Below are 19,541 nucleotides of genomic sequence, written 5' to 3' on the forward strand. Positions count from 1 at the left end.
GTGAATGATTATATCACGTATTTCAATTTTCCAAATGATTAAATTCCTTATAAAATAAAATTGTAGAAATATTTATTCATTTACCATTGGAGGAGAAAAGATGAGTGAAAAGGGCTATCATGTAGCTGTTGTTGGAGCTACGGGTGCAGTAGGTCAGAAAATTATTGAACTGTTAGAAAAAGAAACAAAGTTTAATATAACTGAAGTTACGTTACTTTCGTCAAAAAGATCGGCTGGTAAGACAGTACAATTTAAAGGGCGAGAGATCATTATACAAGAAGCAAAAATAAATAGCTTTGAAGGGGTAGATATTGCCTTTTTTAGCGCTGGAGGAGAAGTTTCTAGACAATTTGTAAATCAAGCTGTCTCTAGCGGTGCCATCGTAATTGACAACACAAGTGAATATCGAATGGCACGTGATGTACCTCTTGTTGTTCCGGAAGTAAATGCGCACACTTTAAAGGAACATAAAGGGATAATAGCAGTTCCGAATTGTTCAGCATTACAGATGGTAACAGCTCTTCAGCCAATACGAAAAGTATTCGGATTAGAACGAATTATCGTTTCCACTTATCAGGCTGTATCGGGTTCTGGTATTCATGCAATTCAAGAATTAAAAGAACAGGCTAAGTCAATACTTGCAGGTGAAGAAGTGGAGAGTACTATATTACCAGCGAAAAAAGATAAAAAACATTATCCAATTGCATTTAATGTACTTCCTCAAGTAGATATATTCACGGATAATGATTTCACCTTTGAAGAAGTAAAGATGATACAAGAAACGAAGAAAATTTTAGAAGACCCAAACTTGAAAATGGCAGCTACTTGTGTGCGTGTTCCAGTTATATCAGGTCACTCAGAATCGGTTTATATAGAGCTTGAAAAAGAAGCAACTGTTGCAGAAATTAAAGAAGTATTGTTTGATGCACCAGGTGTTATTTTGCAGGATAACCCTAGTGAACAGCTGTATCCAATGCCATTATACGCAGAAGGGAAAATAGATACATTTGTCGGTAGAATTAGAAAAGATCCTGATACACCAAACGGATTCCATCTTTGGATCGTTTCCGATAATTTATTAAAAGGTGCGGCGTGGAACTCGGTGCAAATTGCAGAAACGATGGTGGAAGAGGGAATCATTTAGTATGAAGGAAACTAGGGAACTGTTAAAGATTACAGTTTCCTAGTTTTTATTTTATAACTGTTCGCTTTATTCCAGCCGTATTTGATTTGAAAGACAGTAAAAAACATCAAGAATGAATACAATTTATTTGGTACGATATGGATAAATTCAATAAGGGGGAATTAGATGTATCAAGTAAAGGGGTATTTTTCATCGCTAAAAGGAAGTCATTATGAAATCGGTAAGCAACAAGGGGAATTTGTAAAACAACATCCTTACCTTATTCCGCAATTTATACAGAAAGAAAATGTAATATCGCATCAGCATTGGACAGAATCTAGGAACATATTACATAATTATTGTCCAGGAATTAATGAAGAGATTGAAGGGTTTTGTGAAGTATTAAAAATTTCATCTGAAAATATGATGTATTATTATCAAACACTATTAAAAGCAGGTTGTAGCCATTGTGCTGTTTTACCTAAAAAGACAGATTTAAAGCATACTTATGTATTAAGAAACTATGATTTGTCACCAGTAATAGATGATATGCGTTTTTGTTCGACTCATGTTGAAGGTGCATATGCACATAGTGGCTTTTCTACTCAATATTTTGGCCGAACGGAAGGAGTTAACGAGCATGGATTATCTGTTACATTTTCAGCATGTGGTCAACCGGTTGGAAATATTGCGGGTTTAAGAAAGCCAGCGGTAAGTGGTTTACAATGTTTTGCGGTCATTAGAGTATTATTGGAGAAATGCAAAAATGTGCAGGAGGCTAAGTCACTAATAGAAGAAATACCAATTGCTAGTAATATGAATCTAATAGTAGCCGACCCTGTAGATGCAGTATGTATTGAAATATTTGATGGATATAAATCAATAATCACAATTGTTGAGGAAAGCCAAGATTTTATCGTATCAACAAACCACGCAATTAGTTTACCTATTCAAAAACTGAATAGTAGAAGATTAGAACAATCTACAAACCGATATCACACATTGTATGAACATTTAAATCGAAATGAACAAGTGAGTATAGAGTCTTTAAAAGGATTAGTACAAAAAGAATATCCTGCCGGGCTGACGGTGCATAATTATGAAGAATGGTTTGGAACTTTACATTCCGTATTATTTGATTTGCATGAATGCACAATGAATATTTGTTTCGGGTCTCCACTTTTAAATGACTGGTACTCGTTGGAGGTTGGAGGGAGTCTTCCTTTTTCTGAGGTGAATGTGAACTTTGAAAATAAAACTTATACTGATTTTTGGAGAGAAGAGAATAATAAATTGATTCCAAAAGGGTAAATGGGGTAATATGGTAGCACCGAAGGAGGTTATTTATACTGGAGGGATTACCGATGCTAAACATTTTATTAATGATTGTTTTTATCATTTTTTTAGCCGTTTCCATGTATATTGCGTATCAAAAAAGAAAAAAAGCAGAAATAAAAGGATTGAAGAGTGCATTAACTTCAATTTGTTTCTTTTCACTTGCAATTTTTAATTTGTTCGCATATTGGTTTCAGTTCGGCGGTATGTTGACAGTGCTATTTTCAATCGTATTATTGTTAGTTGGGGCTTATTTTACAAAATATATTCCAATTTCCAAAAAGGTACACTAAAATTTATAGTTAATACTTTATTTCATTATGAAAAGAGATTATTCTACTAGGTCGTTATGAAATGACTTCATAGGATAATCTCTTTTGTTCGTTTAATTTTGTAAAGAATGTACGGTTAGTTTCAATTGTTTAATAAATTCTCGAGTTGCAGCACACATATATTTATCTTTTCTATAAATAAGCCCTATTTCTATTATTGGAGTAGGATTTTCTATTTTAATAGCTTGAATGTTTTTATTTTGTAAAAAGTCTATATACGGTTTTGGTAAAACTGTAATCCCCATGCCTTTTGAAACCATTTGGATTAAAGATTCCATTGTACTAATTTCTAAAATTGGTTTTGGTTTAAAGTTGAATTTTTGACAATGGGATGTAATTAATTCGGTTAAAAAGAAATTTTTAGGTAAAAGAATTAAAGGGTAATTCTGCAATTCAGCAATAGATACATGATTATGTTCAGCTAATTGATGACCAGTTGGTACGACTATTATAAGTTCACTTTTGTAGAGAGGGATAGAAATAATTTCTTTATCTTGCACCGGTAGAAATGTAATGCCAATATTTAGTTCGTTTTGTAATAATTTTTCACGAATATCTCCTGTGCGAAGTCCTAATACAGAAAGTTCTATATTGGGATATAAATTATTAAAATTTAAAATAGCTGGTGGTAGTAAGTAATTTACGACGGTTAATAATGATCCAATTGTTAAGGAACCTTGTTGTAATCCGTTTAAATCTTGAATAGCAGAACGGGCTTGTTCAACTTCATGAAAAATTGTTTTACTATGTAATAATAAAATCCTCCCAGCTTCGGTTAAAGATATTTTTTTACCAATTCGATCGAAAAGGGGCATTCCAACTTCATGCTCTAATGCACGTATTTGTTGACTTAGTGAAGGCTGTGAAATATTTAATTTCTCAGCTGCTTTTGTGAAATGTAATTCTTTTGAAACAGCTAAAAAGTATTCAAGTTGTCGTAATTCGATTGGAATCACCTCAAGTATAATAATAGGATATACCTATCATTATTATATAAATAATTGAATTGAACAATGATTTTAGAGGTTTTATAATCATCTTTATATAACAGAGAGGGTTATAAAAATTAACCGAGAGAAAATACATGTAACACCTTTAAAGGAGGAAATAGAATGGCTAATGAATATCAATTATTATCTTTAAATATAGGATTACCAAAAGAGGTTACATACGGCGGAAAAGTAATTCATACAGGCATAAATAAGAAACAAGTAAAGGAACCGGTATATTTATCTTTTGTAAAATTTAATGGGGATGGACAAGCTGACTTAGTTCATCATGGAGGAGTAGATAAAGCAGTTTGTGTTTATACTGGTGATCACTATCCATACTGGGAAAAAGAGTTGAATCAAGATCTTGTATATGGGGCTTTCGGAGAAAATATAACAGTTAGTGATATGCGCGAAGAGGATGTTTGTATTGGTGATACATTTCAAATTGGAGAAGCAGTTGTACAAGTAACGCAGCCAAGGCAACCTTGTTTTAAATTAGCTAAGAAATACAATATCCCGAAGTTACCACTATATTTTCAAGAAACAGGATATACAGGGTTTTATTTTCGCGTATTAAAAGAAGGATGGGTATCATCAGTCGATACTTTAAAAAGACTACAGTCTGATCCAAAGGGTGTTTCAGTAGCGTTTGCTAACCGTATCATGCACAAGGAAAAGCAAAATATTGAAGGGATAAAAAGGATATTAGAAGTAAATGCACTTTCAAGTAGTTGGAGAAAGTCTTTTGAAAAGCGTATAAGTGGAGAAGAAATTAATACGAAGGAAAGACTTGAAGGGATAAAAGAATAAAAATCTTTTATTATAAATAGTGTATTTCTATTAGTAAAAACGAATTAGAAAGCGCTATTTTTATATAATAAACTCATTAATATCCAAAAATCCTAATATTGTTTTATTCGACTTGTTTTCGAATAGTCGAAACATAAAATTAATTAGACTTTTTTTTTATATTTTATGATAGTATATTGATTGGTAAGACCTATTACTTTAAGAGCAGGTTCTACAACTATATCTAATTTGATGGAATTAACATATGGAGGGACAACATGGGGAATGTTGAAAGTTTTGAAAAACTTCTTTTAGAAGAACCGAAAAGAGAGCAGTTATTTCCTTTATTTGAAGAAGTGTTTGGGATTCCAAGTCAAACATTGCATGATTTTTCAGAGAGAGGTTATTGGGATGATACATATAAAGCTTTATCATTTTTACAAGAAGATAAAGCGATTGCAAACGTTGCGGTATTCTCGTTACCATTGCTAGTGAATGGTGAAAGAATAAATGCAGCAGGCATTCAATCGGTAATGACACACCCTAATTTTCGAAGACAAGGACTCATGACGCAATTAATGAGTAAAATGATAGAAGAAATCGATAAGAAATGTGAATGCACATTATTGTTTACGGAAAAACCTGAACTATATACATCATATGGTTTTAAAGTTGTGCAGGAGTATTTGATGACTATTCCATATGATAAAAAGAATAATAATGATTCCTTACTTAGAGAGCTAGATTATTATATGGAAGAGGATAGAAAATTAATACATGAAACTATAGATAGTAGCCAAAGACTTTCAAATAATTTTTCAACATTAAACTTCCATCCTTCGTTTTATTTGAATATGTACAATTCGGAATGGAATGAGAAATTGTATTATTCAGAGAAACTAGATGCTCTAATTGTGTATGAAGTAGATAATGAAAAGTTGAAATTATATGGAGTGTTTGCACCAGTAATTCCAGTTTTAGATGAAATATGTGGGGAGATCGCTGAAAGATTTACAGAAATCGAATTTTACTTCTCTCCAGATCAATTAGGGGTTGAGGATGTACAGTTTACAGAATTACAATCAAGTAAGTATTTAATGGTTCGAAGTAATAGAGAGTTGGATTTGAAAGGTTATAAATTCCCAGTATTAGTAGAATTTTAAATGTGTATATAGATGCTTTATTAAGGAGGAACTATGAAAATATCACATATACCAGAACATATTGAGCAACTTACTATAATGAATGTACCTGAATATTATAAGCTTAATAACAATCATGCGCTTATTGTCCGCTCGAAAGCCGAAACAGATTTTTGGCTTAAAACACATTATGGATTCGAAGTAATGAATGGTCATGTATTTTATACAGAGACGATGACAGACTTTCAAGCTGAAGTTCAATTGCGTATGAATCCAAATTCAAAATTCGATCAAGCTGGTCTTTTTGTTATGGTTTCGGAAAAGTGTTGGCTGAAAACTTCATTAGAATATATTCCAGATGGTCCATCTCATTTAGGAGCTGTCGTAACGAATAATGGATATTCCGATTGGTCCACGCAAGACTTTCCGACAGAATTAGCTAACGAGCAACTGCGTTTTCGAATTGTTCGTAAACGTGGTGATTATACAATATATGTGAAGAAGATCCACCAATGGGAACAAATAAGAATCGCTCATTTGATGGAGGATATAGGAAATAAGCCTATTAAAATAGGTTTTTACACGTGTAGTCCGTCTAAAAATAATGGATTTGAGACTGAGTTTTTAGAGTTTACAACTGAAAAAATATAGATGAAAAACCGTATTCTTTTCATTAGGAATGCGGTTTTTATATGTATATAATAAAAAGCACATTTATTGACCGTAAAGTCATTAATGCTTATCATTTAATAATGTTAAATATTAATTTACATAATATAATTAGGAATAAGAAAGAAATTACAAACTACAGCGCTTAAATAAGGAGGGATATGAGTTATTCGGGGGTAATTTCATGGGAAAAGGAGATTATGTATGAAATCATTTCGTAAATTATTACAGTATTTAAAACCATACATGTTCTTCGCTATTATTGGACCACTATTTATGGTACTTGAGGTTGCGATGGACTTAATTCAACCGACTATTATGCAACATATTATTGATGTTGGGATAGCAAATCGGGATATGAATTATGTAATAAAAATGGGACTTCTTATGATAGGAGCTGCAGCACTCGGTTTAGTTGGAGGGCTTGGGTGTATGATGTATTCTACAAAAGCAGCTGTTAATTTCGCTACTGACATACGAAAAAATGTGTTTACGAAAATAGAAACATTTTCTAGTGAAAATCGTGATTCGTTTGGAACTGGAAAGTTATTAACGATAGTGACAAATGATATTACATCTATTCAATCGGCGATGACGATGACATTACGTGTTCTCGTTCGTGGTCCTTTGTTATTTATCGGAAGTATCATAATTGTTTTTGTGACAGCACGCGAGTTATTTCCTATATTACTCGTAGTCGTTCCAATTTTATTACTTGCCATTATATTCATTGCGAGTAAAGCGAGCGGGACGTTCAAAAAGGTGCAAGAAGCATTAGATAAAGTGAATACAAAGTTACAAGAAAATTTATCTGGAGTACGTGTTATTAAAGCGTATGTAAGACAAAAATATGAAATTAATCAGTTTGGAAATGTTAATACAAATTTAACGAAGATAAATATTCGAGCGGTGCAGCTTATTTCCTTAATGATGCCAATCATAATGTTAGTTGTAAGCGGAGGGATTGTCGCAACATTATGGATTGGTGGAGAAAAAGTATTTAACGGGACTCTTCAAGTAGGAGCTATATTAGCGTTTATAAATTATTTGAATATCATTTTAATGTCACTTATGTCTATCAGTATGGTATTTATGCAAATCGCGCGAGCATTTCCGTCTGCGGATCGAGTACAGCAAGTTTTAAATACTGAGGTTGATATTACGAGCGAAACAAATGCGCTTGTACCTAAGGAAATTGAGGGGAATATTGATTTTAAAAATGTTAGTTATAGTTATACGAAAAATAATGAATATGTTTTAAAAGATATTTCATTTCGCATATGTAAAGGTGAAAAAGTAGGGGTTATCGGTTCTACAGGAAGTGGTAAATCTACTTTAGCAAAATTGTTACCACGCTTATACGATGTTGATCAAGGTGAAATATGTATTGATGGAATAAATGTTAAGGCATACGATTTACAAAAACTTCGTGGTTCAATCGGGTTTGTACCTCAAAAGGCATTGTTGTTTTCAGGTAGTATAGAAGAGAACTTACGTTATGGAAAAGAAGATGCAACGAAGGAAGAGCTGGAAGTGGCGGCTTCATCAGCTTGTGCGACTGAGTTTATTAACAAACTGGAAGATTCTTATCAATATCATGTAACACAAGGTGCGACGAATTTATCAGGTGGACAAAAACAACGTGTATCCATTGCAAGGGCGCTTGTGAGAAAGCCATCTATTCTTGTATTAGATGATTCTACATCAGCAGTTGATGCTAAATCAGAATCTAACATTCAATCAGCATTAAGGAGAGAATATAAAGGAACAACAACATTATTAATTGCTTCTAAAATCTCATCAATAATAGATGCTGATAAAATTCTCGTGTTAGATAATGGTGAATTAGTTGGTGATGGTACACATAAAGAACTGTTAGAACAATGCGAGGTTTATCAAGAAATCTATCTTTCCCAAGGTGGCAATTTGTATAAGGAAGGTGGGAAAGAACATGCGTAATTTTCAAGGGCAATTTGCTAATAAAGGTGGGCGTAACGCAACAAAGATGGGGAAGGCTAAAAATACGAAAGGAACTGTGATGAGAGTATGGAACTATATGGGCTATCAAAAGGCTGCTCTTACGTTCGTTATATTTTTAGTATTTGCTACAACGTTACTTGGATTATTAGGTCCTTATTTAATGGGAGTAATTATAGATCAATATATTGTACCGAAAGATTTAAATGGCACAGCAAGAATGTGCATGTTACTTATCGCAATTTATGGTATTACAGTGTTTTTAACTTGGTTACAAACATTTGTCATGGTTAACGTTGCATTAAAAACGATACAAAAAATAAGACAAGATATTTTTGAGAAAATCCAAACGCTTTCTTTACGGTTCTTTGATGTACGTTCTCAAGGGGATTTAATGAGTCGTGTAACAAATGATATAGATAATTTGAATCAAGCGTTGACACAAAGTGTTGTACAAATTATTTCATCAGCGCTAACTTTTATAGGTGTGACGATTGCGATGTTCGCATTAGATTGGATTTTAGCGATTGTTACTTTAATTACAGTACCTATTATGTTTTTCGTTACAAAAAAACTAGTTGCTTATAGTGGTAAAAACTTTGCAAAGCGTCAAAAAGATTTAGGAGAATTAAATGGATTTATTGAGGAAGCTATAACAGGTGCGGATGTTACAACGTTATATGGGAAAGAAAAAGAAACCGTACAAAATTTCAATAAAATTAATGAACAGCTAAGAGTTTCTGCAACGAAGGCGGATACATTTTCAGCTTTTATTTTTCCGAGTATGAACTTTATTAACAACTTAGGTATGGGACTTGTAATTGGGACTGGGTCAGTAATGGCTTTAAATGGAATGACAACAGTAGGTGTCATTGCAGCTTTTATTAATTATTCTCGTCAATTCTCAAGACCACTCAGTCAATTCGCAACTTTAATGAATACGATTCAAGCGGCAGTGGCTGGTGGGGAACGTGTCTTTGAAATTATGGATGAAGTACCGGAAATCAAAAATAAAAAAGATGCATTCGTTGTACAAAATTTACAAGGACATGTTGCACTCGAGAATGTTTCATTTGGGTATGAGGAAAATAAAACGATTTTAAAAGAAGTGAGTCTTAAAGCGCGGCCAGGGGAGACAATTGCTTTAGTAGGTCCAACTGGATCGGGCAAAACAACAATCATTAATTTGCTAACGCGCTTTTACGATATACAGCAAGGACAAATTCATATTGATGGAAAAAACATAAAAGAATATGATATGAATTCGTTGCGAAGTAAAATAGGAGTAGTTTTACAAGATACGTATTTATTTGCTGGGACGATTATGGATAACATACGTTATGGTCGATTAGATGCTAGTGATGAAGAGGTAATCAATGCAGCTAAGGCAGCATCTGCACATTCTTTTATAAAACATTTACCGAATCAATATGAAACGAAAATTGCTTCAGAAGGATCGAATTTAAGTCAAGGACAAAAACAACTTCTTGCGATTGCACGGGCAATTTTAGCAGATGCAGATATATTAATTCTCGACGAAGCAACATCTAATATTGATACGAGAACAGAATTACAAATACAAGAAGGACTAAACAATTTAATGAGAGGTCGAACAAGTTTCGTAATCGCTCATCGACTGAAAACGATTGAAAAAGCAGATCAAATCCTTGTTATAAAAGATGGAAGTATTATAGAAAAAGGGAATCATGAATCTCTCATGGAAGATAGAGGGTTTTACTTTGATCTGTATACGAGTCAGTTTAAAATTTAATAAGAATTTTGATATGGTGCGGTTTCTCTAGAAAGGAGAAACCGCATTTTTATATTTATAAAGATAATTAGAAATATAGACTTGAATTTTTTTAGATACACGAATTGTTAGCAAATACTAGCAACTTCAGTGCCAGACGGGAACAATAATTTACGAGGTATTGTAATAATCTCAAGAGCCATCTGGGCTGAATGGAGAAGTATTGGAGTTAACTCTAAAGCGTGTGTTAATAATAATATAAAGCTTGTTAGAATTGCAAAGCTTCCCCAAAAGAAACTTTTTGAAGTGTTACGGAAATCTTTTATTAAGGAAAAGAAAGAAAAAAATGCTGTAACAACAAGAATTAAAAATTTATACTTATCAGCCATTAAACCCCTCCTAAAGAACAATAACTTATATTATAGCGTATTTTTCTGTATTATTATAAAGAGATTTTAAAATGAATGATAAAAAGTAGAGGCCGCAACTTAAAAGAATGACGGATTACCTTGAGCGTAGAGGCTGGTGGTATGAAGTTAAGTAAAGATTTTATTTTAGTGAAACAGAAAAATCACTCGGCCTCAAAAAGAGGATACTTTTATTGAGTAATCCTCTTTTTTAATAAAGGAAATTTAATTGGTTATAATGGAAAGCGCACTGAAAACTAATAAAACGGCCATAATGATGTTAAATGATTTAGTATGCTTCAACAAAAGTTTTTGAAACATGGAACCGAATAATGTCCAACTAAATGTGCTCATTAATCCAACTACACCTAGAAATAATGAAAAAAGTAGATAATTTGAATATGAATTGTAGTAAGGAAGAATAAAAGTTGATACTACAGTTAGTCCGAATAGTATTCCTTTAGGGTTAATAAACTGAAGGAAAATCCCAACTGTAAATAAATTTTTATTATATTTTTCATTGGGATTTATGCTAGTTTTACTTGTGAGTATTTTAAGAGCTAAATATAGCATATATGCTACACCTAAGATTTTTAAAGGGAATTCGATTATAGGTAGGATTTTAATTAATACAATATTAAAGAAACTACATAAGGAAGTGAGGATGAAAAAACCGAAAGCTACTCCGAAGCAAAATTGCATACTCCTTTTTAAACCATGTTGATTAGCGTATGTCATAGCTAAAAAATTGTTGGGTCCGGGTGTGAAGCTACTTATAAAAACAAATAACAAAAAAGAAAATATAGGCATTTCAAAACCCCCTAAGTATTTTGTATGTTATAATGACTGAAAAGAACTATATAACGTGTGCTTTTTATTATACATAACGGTCGTTATATTGTATATAGTGTAGGGGTGTTTCTTATGGAAGAAATTCAACTTATTCTGGCGAAAAATTTAAAAACAATTCGAGAAAAAGAAAAATTAAGTTTAGAAAAGGTTTCCCAATTAACAGGTGTGAGTAAAACGATGATTGGACAAATTGAACGTGGAGAGTCAAGTCCAACATTAACAACGATATGGAAAATTGCGAATGGTTTGAAAGTGTCTTTTACTTCTTTAATCAATAATCCGCAACCGGATACGAAAGTTGTTTTACGAAATGATGTTCAAGTATTATCAGAAGACAATGGAAGATATAAAGTGTATCCTTCTTTTCCTTTCCAAGATGATAGGAACTTTGAAATCTATACGGTTGAAATTGAAACAGAAGGAAAGTTAAATTCGGAAGGTCATAAAGAAGGGACTGAAGAATTTATAACGGTGTTTGAAGGGGAATTGACAATTGAAGTAAATGATTGTCAGTATAAATTAAATAGCGGGGATTCAATTCGCTTTAAGGCGGATAGACCGCATTCCTATCGTAATTTTGGAAGAACGCAAACCCGGTTAAATATGACTATTTATTATTCAACTTCATAAATTTACAGCTACCTTGAAAAACAAAGAAAGGCGTAATGATAAAACCATCTATAAGAGATGGTTTTTATTTTTTATAATCCACAAAAAAAGACACTCATTTGAGTGTCAACATAGTGTTGCTCTCGCGTATAGGATTGGAGTATGTTTCTCAAATATGTTTTGAGATGGTTCGCATTTGAGAAACTATCTTCATGTTCAATGTAACATTAGCAGTGAGGAGTGTAAATTGATAATGTATATACGGAAAATTTAGTATAGATACTTTGTACTATGAATATAGTACAAAGTATCTCTTATTGCATAATCACTTACGTGAAGTTATTAAAATATAAACTAAAGGAATGACCTAGTAGTTACTATTTTAGCATTTAAGAATGATTATTATAAAAAGAATGAATCATTTTTTAATCGATTCGTATAATTGTTAAAGAGGCGCCTGTTGAACCACCTCCAACTAAATTAACTATGGATAATACGCCGAATAGTTGAAGTGAAATTGTATTACCAGCAGTTAAATTAATTATTAAATTATTATTATAATTTGAAGTTGATAATGCGGGAGAAAAAATAGATCCGGAAAGTGGAGTCGAAGAGTTTAATAGTAGCCTTGTACCAGCAAGTAGTGCAGTTGTTGTATTAACTTGATAGGTTAAATAATATCTCCCAGTAACAGGAATTGTAAATATATCATTTGAAGCATTCACTGTAAAATTACCGAGACTTTGGTTATTAGAAAGTGGGATATTAGTTCCGCCTAATATAACTGAAATGGGACCACCTGACGTATTATTAGCGAACATGGAGTTTGTTGTAATATTAGGCCCGGTGATGCCTGTAGGCCCGGTGATGCCTGTAGGCCCGGTGATGCCTGTAGGCCCAGTAATGCCTGTAGGCCCAGTAGGACCTGTAAGCCTGTATGGAAGTATAATTTCAAGAGCTATTGATAATAGTCCTTTTTTCATTTTTTCATTCTTATCTTGAATATAAATCACCTCATTTTTAAATTGAAATGTAACCGATTTAGTATTTTGGAATGGAACTATCATTTTATTATATTAATACTACTAGTTATAGTAACGGTAAAAAGTTTACTTTATGTAAAATCATTTGAGTATGAAAAAGTAGTTATGGAATTTTTCTAAAATGATAGAGGGTTTATTTTGTTAATTAGTAAACAAAATGTGAAATGAGGTAGTAAATTGAACAGCGATGAAAAATTATCTTTGAATAAAGGTATGGTAAGACCAGAAAATATTGGACCTACTTTTCCGGTTCTTCCGCCAATTTATATTCCAACGGGATCAACGGGAGCAACAGGAGCAACAGGGTCAACGGGAGCAACAGGGTCAACGGGAGCAACGGGAGCAACAGGAGTAACGGGAGCAACAGGAGCAACGGGATCAACGGGAGCAACAGGATCAACAGGGTCAACGGGAGCAACGGGAGCAACAGGAGTAACGGGAGCAACAGGGTCAACAGGAGCAACGGGAGCAACAGGAACAACAGGAACAACAGGAGCAACAGGAGCAACAGGAGCAACAGGAACAACAGGAGCAACAGGAGCAACAGGAACAACGGGAACAACAGGAACAACAGGGTCAACGGGAGCAACAGGAGCAATGGGAACAACGGGAGCAACAGGAACAACAGGAACAACGGGAACAACGGGAGCAACAGGGTCAACGGGAGCAACGGGAACAACGGGAACAACAGGATCAACAGGAACAACGGGAGCAACAGGAGTAACAGGGACAACAGGAGCAACAGGAGTAACAGGGACAACAGGATCAACGGGAGCAACAGGGGCAACAGGAGTAACAGGGGCAACAGGAGTAACAGGAACAACAGGTCCAACTGGCGTTATTGGCCCCATAACAACAACTAATTTATTATTTTACACTTTTTCAGATGGAGAAAAACTTACATATACAGATTCAGATGGGCTAGCTCAATATGGTACAACTCACATATTATCTCCTGATGAGGTTTCGTACATTAATTTGTTTATTAATGGAATACTTCAACCACAGCCATTATATCAGGTTAGTACTGGCCAGCTAACTTTATTAGATAATCAACCACCATCACAAGGTTCTTCAATTATTTTACAATTTATCATTATTAATTAAAAAAGACAGATTCTTAAATAAGAAGGATCTGTCTTTTTGCTCTACATTAAAATAGTTAAAACTAAGTGACGATAAATTCGATTGTAATTGGAATTCCACCGTCTAATGCATCTCCGCCAGGAATTGTAATAGCACCAGTAGGTCCAGTAGTAACACTGGAGTTCACACTAGGTTGAAGAATGCCGTTTACATATAAGTTGTAATACGTAAAAGTCGGAAAAGCAGTTGCAGTAGTGCCAGCATCGTTTAAACAAGCTGTAGCAGCAATTGCAAAAGCTGCACCTGTTCCTGTACCAGCTCCTAATGTAGATGTAAATCTTCTAGATGCCATAAATGGTTGAATAATTGGCAATTAATTCTCACTCCCTATATTGTTTTTTGGAACGAAGTATACAATAACTTGTCCACTATATTGTATGAGAGTTTTTGATAATAGAAACGGCTTTATGATAATAGAGGGAACACAATTTAAGTAAAGATATTATTGTTATTTATTTGAAAAGGTGGTGTTATTACTTATTATTTGTAAGTTATTGGTTATATGCTAATGCTTAGTTTTAATATTTAAATTAAAATGTGCTTTTAAACCTAAGAGATAAACGTGGAAAAATAAAATAAACTTTTAAGTTTAGGTGTTTAATCTAAGCAGTCAATTATTAAAAACATATAATTAATATGTGAGTCATGAACATAATTAAATAACGTTTTAAAGTTTAATTATTATTCATGTTTCCTATTTTAAGTGAATTAAATCTATGCACAATTTTATAGTTCTTATAATAGGAAAATACTCAAATAAAAGAAAGGTAAGGAGGAAATAAATGAAACATAATGATTGTTTTGGTCATAACAACTGCAATAATCCGATTGTTTTCACACCAGATTGTTGTAACAATCCACAAACAGTTCCAATTACTAGCGAACAATTAGGAAGATTAATAACTTTACTAAACTCTTTAATTGCGGCTATTGCAGCGTTTTTTGCAAATCCAAGTGATGCAAACAGATTAGCTTTACTCAATTTGTTTACTCAGCTATTGAACTTGCTAAATGAATTAGCACCTTCTCCAGAAGGAAATTTCTTAAAACAATTAATTCAAAGTATTATTAACTTACTTCAATCCCCTAATCCAAATCTAAGTCAATTACTTTCTTTATTACAACAATTCTTCAGTGCTCTTGCACCATTCTTCTTCTCTTTAATTCTTGATCCTGCAAGCTTACAACTTCTATTAAACTTATTAGTTCAACTAATTGGTGCTACTCCAGGAGGAGGAGCAACAGGTCCAACAGGTCCAACAGGTCCAGGAGGAGGAGCAACAGGTCCAACAGGAGCGACAGGTCCAACAGGTCCAACAGGAGCGACGGGTCCAGCAGGTACTGGTGGTGCAACAGGTTTAACAGGAGCAACAGGCCCAACGGGAGCAACAGGTCTAGCAGGAGCAACAGGCCCGACAGGAGCAACAGGTCTAACAGGAGCAACAGGCCCGACAGGAGCAACAGGTCTAGCAGGAGCAACAGGCCCGACAGGAGCAACAGGCCTAACGGGAGCAACTGGAGCAACTGGTGGCGGAGCTATTATTCCATTCGCTTCGGGTACAACACCAGCTGCGTTAGTTAACGCGTTAATAGCTAATACAGGAACTCTCCTTGGGTTTGGTTTTAGTCAGCCTGGTATAGCTTTAACGGGTGGAACAAGTATCACGTTAGCGTTAGGTGTAGGTGATTATGCATTTGTAGCACCACGCGCAGGTGTTATTACGTCATTAGCAGGTTTCTTTAGTGCAACAGCTGCATTATCTCCATTATCACCTGTTCAAGTGCAGATACAAATATTAACTGCACCAGCTGCAAGTAATACGTTTACAGTACAAGGCGCACCTCTATTATTAACACCAGCATTTGCTGCAATAGCAATTGGTTCTACAGCATCAGGGATCATACCTGAAGCTATTCCAGTAGCAGCTGGGGATAAAGTATTATTATATGTTTCCTTAACAGCAGCAAGTCCAATAGCTGCAGTAGCTGGATTTGTAAGTGCAGGTATAAATATCGTCTAGTTTGTTACAACGCCTGTTTGAAATTTGAATTGGCGTTTGTATATAGCCCATCCTAATTTTATTAGGGTGGGCTATATTTTATGGAAAGATAGGTGATAAATCAATTGAGAAAGTACTCTTTGTTAAAAAAATCAAAATTAATGATTTATAATCTATTGTTTATGGAATAAGTTATATGATTTGAAAAATTATCTATAAATAAAAAAGATGAATTCTATTAAAAACAGAATTCATCTTTTAAATAAAAGGGAAGTAATTTATTTATCGTGAGTGTTAAAATGTTATTGTACAAATTAGTAATCAACTATTTGTTTTTATTACAGTTACATCCTTTTTTCTTTACATAGCCTTGATTGGCTAAGTCTCTTTGTGATTGGGAATTGGAAGATTGAGAATTCGAAGACTGAGAGGATGTTGATGAACTACTATTTTTATTATGAGAGTAGTTTTTTCGATAGTTATAATTACTCATAGTACTATCACCTCCAATTAAATATATAACTATTATATGTAGCTATTCTATTAATTGTTACGATAATAAATAGGAATGGGTATATAATAAAAAAATCTCCTACGTATTTTCCGAGGAGATAAATAATTGTCCTTTCATAATATAAATTAATATCCCCAGTAAAGAGGAAAATAATATGAATCTTGGTAATATAAATTTTGTTGTGGATTAGGAGGATGAGTTGCAGGGGGTATCGTTCCGCGGTTCTGATTACAATTTGCTGGAGGACCGATTACTGTAGTGGATTGAATAGGGGATACCGCTTGTTTCCATTGTTGCTCATCGAGACAGTAAGTATGGGCCATTATATTAGTGGGAGTTAATCTTAACATGTCAGAACCAAAAATAACTTCTGGTGTTGGTGCGTCGAAGATTGCTAATAAATGAGTGTTATCTGCTGTAGCAATTTCATAATGCCACCACGCTTGTGGAATGTTGGCAACTTGCCCCGGTTTTATTGGTAAGTTTAATATTTGATTTGTAAAAGGATTAAGTAAAGAAACAACTGCAGAGCCTGAAATGCAGTAAACAAGTTCAGCTGCATTTTGATGTATGTGCGGCTCTACAACATTTCCTGTACTTAAATAGATATCTAATAAAGAAGTGTTTTCTAACGTATTTAATTGTTTCTCGCCAAGTACGTTTATATAGTTTTGAGCATCTTTCTGAAAAAAATTACTTTTATTTAAATCATAAGTGAAATTAATTGAGGGGGAAGTGTAGTCGATATTGGAACTCAATTGTATTACCTGCCTTTCTATTAGTAAGTAAGGTTACAAAATTAGGATATGTGTCTATTGTTGGTTGTGTGCAGTTGTTGGTATCTTATTAAATTTGCTTATTCCATAAAGAATATGGGGTGTATTTCGTATCATAAAAAACAGACCAATACTTTTTATAAGAAGCATTGGTCTATTTTTTATGATAGTTTTTGCTGAATAATTAATTGTGCTTTAGCGGTATTGGCATAATTGAGCCAATCTAATACCAAGTTTTGTTTTAAATCAAAGTAGATTTCTATGACGTCAAAATGGGATACCTTTGCTTTAAGTGGAACAGGTATACCGTTTACTTTTGCATTTTTCATGTTATGTGCAATTTTCGGAAATGCAGAGAAAGTAAAATCAATAATTGTAGCACCATCTGGTAAATAAATAGGTTGTAAATCTGAAGTATAAGCCGTTATGGTATTTTCAAATAGTTCGTACGATACTAGATTGTGGAACGCAATTGGATCTGTAGTTAATAAATTGTTATGCACAATTGTATCATTCATTATTTTATAAGATATGGATTGAATATCCATAGTTTCATTATTCAATAAAGAAAAAATACCATTATTTTTTTATCTTTTTGCAAGTTTTGTTTGAATGATAATTGTTTGTTCAGTATCATTCATATTGATTTTAGTTTTTAAATTGCTATTAAAATGGCTGTTTTCAAGTGCCATATTGTCTTCGAAATAGTTTATAGTTGGATTGTATAATTGATGTATCATTCCAAGAATTTTATAGCAATCTAGTACACTTGTAGTTGTAATACAAATTTGTGAAACCTCTGATACGTTTTGTATTTCTTGTAATTGTGAGTAAGTAGTATAAATCGGAGGGAACTCATAGTTTATTTCAAATGAAAGGTTAGTATCATAAAAAGAATGAATTGCTCTTCTTAAATCAGTTATATTTTTTTGAAGATGTGGAACATATCCCGTTAAGAATTTAAGTACCTTGCTATATCTTTCTTTATGTAAATATTGAAAAGCAAGATTTTCTAATTCATACTGGATTGTATATAATCCAAGTCGCTTTGCAAGTGGCGCAAAAAGTGTTAATGTTTCATTCGCATATGCTACTTGTTTCGCGGGTTTTTTAACATTCAAAGTTTTTATATTATGAAGGCGATCTATAACTTTAATAATGCCAACACGTATATCATGTTGAGAGGATAATAGTAATTTTTTAAAGTTAATTGCTTCGTATAATACTTTGTTTTGATCTTGTTGTTTTTTTCCTTTTGTTAATCCATTTACAATATATCGAATAGTCGCACCAAAATGTGATTCGATTTCTTCTAGAGAATATTCGGTATCTTCTACAACATCGTGTAATAAGGCAGCAATCAATGTTGTAATGTCAGCTTTATAATTTAGCAGTATTTCTGTAATTGCGAAAGGATGAATAATATATGGTTCTCCAGTTTGACGGTATTGTCCATCATGTGCTTGCTCTGCAAAATATATAGCTTTTTTCAAGAGTTTTAATTCATTAGATTGTAGATAATTTGCCTTTTGTAATAATACCTCGCTCATATAAATCCGTCCCTTAAAATTATTTTTAATAGTAATTCTATATAATAGAATAAATCCCCTTTGAAATTATTTTAATTATGTAAAAAATAAAGGTGTTGAGATGAAACTATATTCGTATATCCATTCATACTTTGGATTGATGGAAAAAAGTAAAGAACGTGTTAATTTAATATTACATCAATCATTAATAAGGGGTGAAGGTTCATGTCATTTAGTGAAATGATTAGAAATGAAGTGCTCAGCTGGGCGGGTGTTTCTGAAAAACCGCATCGATTTGGCGGCATTGAAGTAAATTACGGTAAGAAAGAACTTGGTCATCTGCATGGAGATAAGTTAGTCGATTTACCATTTCCAAAGTTAAAGCGGGATGAATTAGTAAACCAAGGATTGGTCAAACCACATCACGTATTACCTGAATCAGGATGGATCAGTTATTATATAAAGAGTGAAGAGGATATACCATTTGCAATTGAGTTATTTCGTATGCAATATGACCGAATAAAAAAATAATGTAATAAAATAGATGAGTAAAAAT

Annotated in this window: 18 protein-coding genes and 2 pseudogenes; 13 read left to right on the forward strand and 7 right to left on the reverse strand. The window is 33.2% G+C overall.

The genetic code is table 11. The features are described from left to right. Positions 1 to 100: 100 nt before the first annotated feature. From ACTFR9_RS04780 to ACTFR9_RS04790, 3 genes are all read left to right on the forward strand, one after another. Positions 101 to 1,144 carry an aspartate-semialdehyde dehydrogenase gene (locus tag ACTFR9_RS04780; protein ID WP_001290626.1) on the forward strand — a complete coding sequence of 348 codons (1,044 nt, stop codon included), beginning with the start codon at positions 101 to 103 and terminating at the stop codon, positions 1,142 to 1,144. 165 nt (positions 1,145 to 1,309) lie between these two features. Continuing rightward, on the forward strand, positions 1,310 to 2,434 hold the full coding sequence (locus ACTFR9_RS04785; RefSeq protein ID WP_000285218.1) for a C45 family autoproteolytic acyltransferase/hydolase: 1,125 nt from the start codon (positions 1,310 to 1,312) through the stop codon (positions 2,432 to 2,434). Positions 2,435 to 2,487: 53 nt separating this feature from the next. Continuing rightward, positions 2,488 to 2,751 carry a hypothetical protein gene (locus ACTFR9_RS04790; protein ID WP_000932119.1) on the forward strand — a complete coding sequence of 88 codons (264 nt, stop codon included), beginning with the start codon at positions 2,488 to 2,490 and terminating at the stop codon, positions 2,749 to 2,751. Between the two features lie 92 nt (positions 2,752 to 2,843). On the opposite strand, the gene ACTFR9_RS04795 is transcribed toward ACTFR9_RS04790, so the two are convergent. After that, positions 2,844 to 3,746, reverse strand: coding sequence for a LysR family transcriptional regulator (locus ACTFR9_RS04795; protein WP_000612253.1), 903 nt, complete (start codon positions 3,744 to 3,746; stop codon positions 2,844 to 2,846). A gap of 156 nt (positions 3,747 to 3,902) precedes the next feature. Here ACTFR9_RS04795 and ACTFR9_RS04800 point away from each other — a divergent pair, with 156 nt between their 5' ends. The 5 genes from ACTFR9_RS04800 (at position 3,903) to ACTFR9_RS04820 (ending at position 10,130) form a co-directional block, all read left to right on the forward strand. Further along, the gene (locus tag ACTFR9_RS04800) at positions 3,903 to 4,592 is read left to right on the forward strand and encodes an MOSC domain-containing protein (protein WP_001262994.1); all 690 of its coding nucleotides are present in this window, start codon (positions 3,903 to 3,905) and stop codon (positions 4,590 to 4,592) included. Positions 4,593 to 4,849: 257 nt separating this feature from the next. Then, positions 4,850 to 5,734 (forward strand): GNAT family N-acetyltransferase, encoded by an 885-nt coding sequence (locus tag ACTFR9_RS04805; RefSeq protein ID WP_000528697.1) that lies wholly within the window; start codon positions 4,850 to 4,852, stop codon positions 5,732 to 5,734. 33 nt (positions 5,735 to 5,767) lie between these two features. Beyond that, positions 5,768 to 6,364 (forward strand): DUF1349 domain-containing protein, encoded by a 597-nt coding sequence (locus ACTFR9_RS04810; RefSeq protein WP_000703153.1) that lies wholly within the window; start codon positions 5,768 to 5,770, stop codon positions 6,362 to 6,364. Between the two features lie 222 nt (positions 6,365 to 6,586). Further along, complete coding sequence (locus tag ACTFR9_RS04815; RefSeq protein WP_000834810.1) at positions 6,587 to 8,341, forward strand: ABC transporter ATP-binding protein; 1,755 nt, start codon at positions 6,587 to 6,589, stop codon at positions 8,339 to 8,341. Beyond that, a complete protein-coding gene (locus ACTFR9_RS04820) occupies positions 8,334 to 10,130 on the forward strand; it encodes an ABC transporter ATP-binding protein (protein WP_001243538.1) in 1,797 nt (598 codons plus the stop codon). Before ACTFR9_RS04815 ends, ACTFR9_RS04820 begins: the two co-directional genes overlap by 8 nt. Positions 10,131 to 10,237: 107 nt before the next feature. On the opposite strand, the gene ACTFR9_RS04825 is transcribed toward ACTFR9_RS04820, so the two are convergent. After that, entirely contained in the window at positions 10,238 to 10,498 is a 261-nt protein-coding gene (locus ACTFR9_RS04825) for a hypothetical protein (RefSeq protein ID WP_000774128.1), read from the reverse strand. A gap of 95 nt (positions 10,499 to 10,593) precedes the next feature. Between ACTFR9_RS04825 and ACTFR9_RS04830 the strand changes: the two are divergent. Beyond that, positions 10,594 to 10,653: pseudogene (locus tag ACTFR9_RS04830) on the forward strand (N-acetylmuramoyl-L-alanine amidase C-terminal domain-containing protein); the annotation flags it as partial. A gap of 88 nt (positions 10,654 to 10,741) precedes the next feature. On the opposite strand, the gene ACTFR9_RS04835 reads toward ACTFR9_RS04830, so the two are convergent. Then, positions 10,742 to 11,326 carry a LysE family translocator gene (locus tag ACTFR9_RS04835; protein ID WP_103141560.1) on the reverse strand — a complete coding sequence of 195 codons (585 nt, stop codon included), beginning with the start codon at positions 11,324 to 11,326 and terminating at the stop codon, positions 10,742 to 10,744. Between the two features lie 57 nt (positions 11,327 to 11,383). Between ACTFR9_RS04835 and ACTFR9_RS04840 the strand changes: the two genes are divergently transcribed. Further along, entirely contained in the window at positions 11,384 to 11,998 is a 615-nt protein-coding gene (locus ACTFR9_RS04840) for a helix-turn-helix domain-containing protein (protein WP_142385779.1), read from the forward strand. A 404-nt stretch (positions 11,999 to 12,402) separates the two neighbouring features. Here the strand turns inward: ACTFR9_RS04840 and ACTFR9_RS04845 are convergent, their stop codons facing one another. Next, entirely contained in the window at positions 12,403 to 12,990 is a 588-nt protein-coding gene (locus tag ACTFR9_RS04845; RefSeq protein WP_074563712.1) for a BclA C-terminal domain-containing protein, read from the reverse strand. Positions 12,991 to 13,197: 207 nt separating this feature from the next. On the opposite strand from ACTFR9_RS04845, the gene ACTFR9_RS04850 reads away from it, so the two are divergent. Continuing rightward, positions 13,198 to 14,127 (forward strand): DUF4183 domain-containing protein, encoded by a 930-nt coding sequence (locus ACTFR9_RS04850; protein ID WP_229136344.1) that lies wholly within the window; start codon positions 13,198 to 13,200, stop codon positions 14,125 to 14,127. A 61-nt stretch (positions 14,128 to 14,188) separates the two neighbouring features. Here the strand turns inward: ACTFR9_RS04850 and ACTFR9_RS04855 are convergent, their stop codons facing one another. Then, positions 14,189 to 14,479 (reverse strand): DUF4183 domain-containing protein, encoded by a 291-nt coding sequence (locus ACTFR9_RS04855; protein ID WP_001121647.1) that lies wholly within the window; start codon positions 14,477 to 14,479, stop codon positions 14,189 to 14,191. A 469-nt stretch (positions 14,480 to 14,948) separates the two neighbouring features. On the opposite strand from ACTFR9_RS04855, the gene ACTFR9_RS04860 reads away from it, so the two are divergent. After that, complete coding sequence (locus tag ACTFR9_RS04860) at positions 14,949 to 16,187, forward strand: exosporium glycoprotein BclB-related protein (RefSeq protein WP_101219165.1); 1,239 nt, start codon at positions 14,949 to 14,951, stop codon at positions 16,185 to 16,187. Positions 16,188 to 16,805: 618 nt separating this feature from the next. Here ACTFR9_RS04860 and ACTFR9_RS04865 read toward each other — a convergent pair. Both ACTFR9_RS04865 and ACTFR9_RS04870 read right to left on the reverse strand, forming a co-directional pair. Then, the gene (locus tag ACTFR9_RS04865) at positions 16,806 to 17,438 is read right to left on the reverse strand and encodes a cupin domain-containing protein (protein ID WP_000097590.1); all 633 of its coding nucleotides are present in this window, start codon (positions 17,436 to 17,438) and stop codon (positions 16,806 to 16,808) included. A 179-nt stretch (positions 17,439 to 17,617) separates the two neighbouring features. Continuing rightward, positions 17,618 to 19,006 (reverse strand): annotated as a pseudogene (locus ACTFR9_RS04870) (HD domain-containing protein). 204 nt (positions 19,007 to 19,210) lie between these two features. On the opposite strand from ACTFR9_RS04870, the gene ACTFR9_RS04875 reads away from it, so the two are divergent. Beyond that, the gene (locus tag ACTFR9_RS04875; protein ID WP_229136343.1) at positions 19,211 to 19,516 is read left to right on the forward strand and encodes a luciferase domain-containing protein; all 306 of its coding nucleotides are present in this window, start codon (positions 19,211 to 19,213) and stop codon (positions 19,514 to 19,516) included. Positions 19,517 to 19,541 lie beyond the last annotated feature (25 nt).

Origin of the sequence: Bacillus cereus group sp. MYBK222-1 (genome assembly GCF_051916425.1) — a bacterium.
GTDB classification, from domain to species: domain Bacteria; phylum Bacillota; class Bacilli; order Bacillales; family Bacillaceae_G; genus Bacillus_A; species Bacillus_A paranthracis.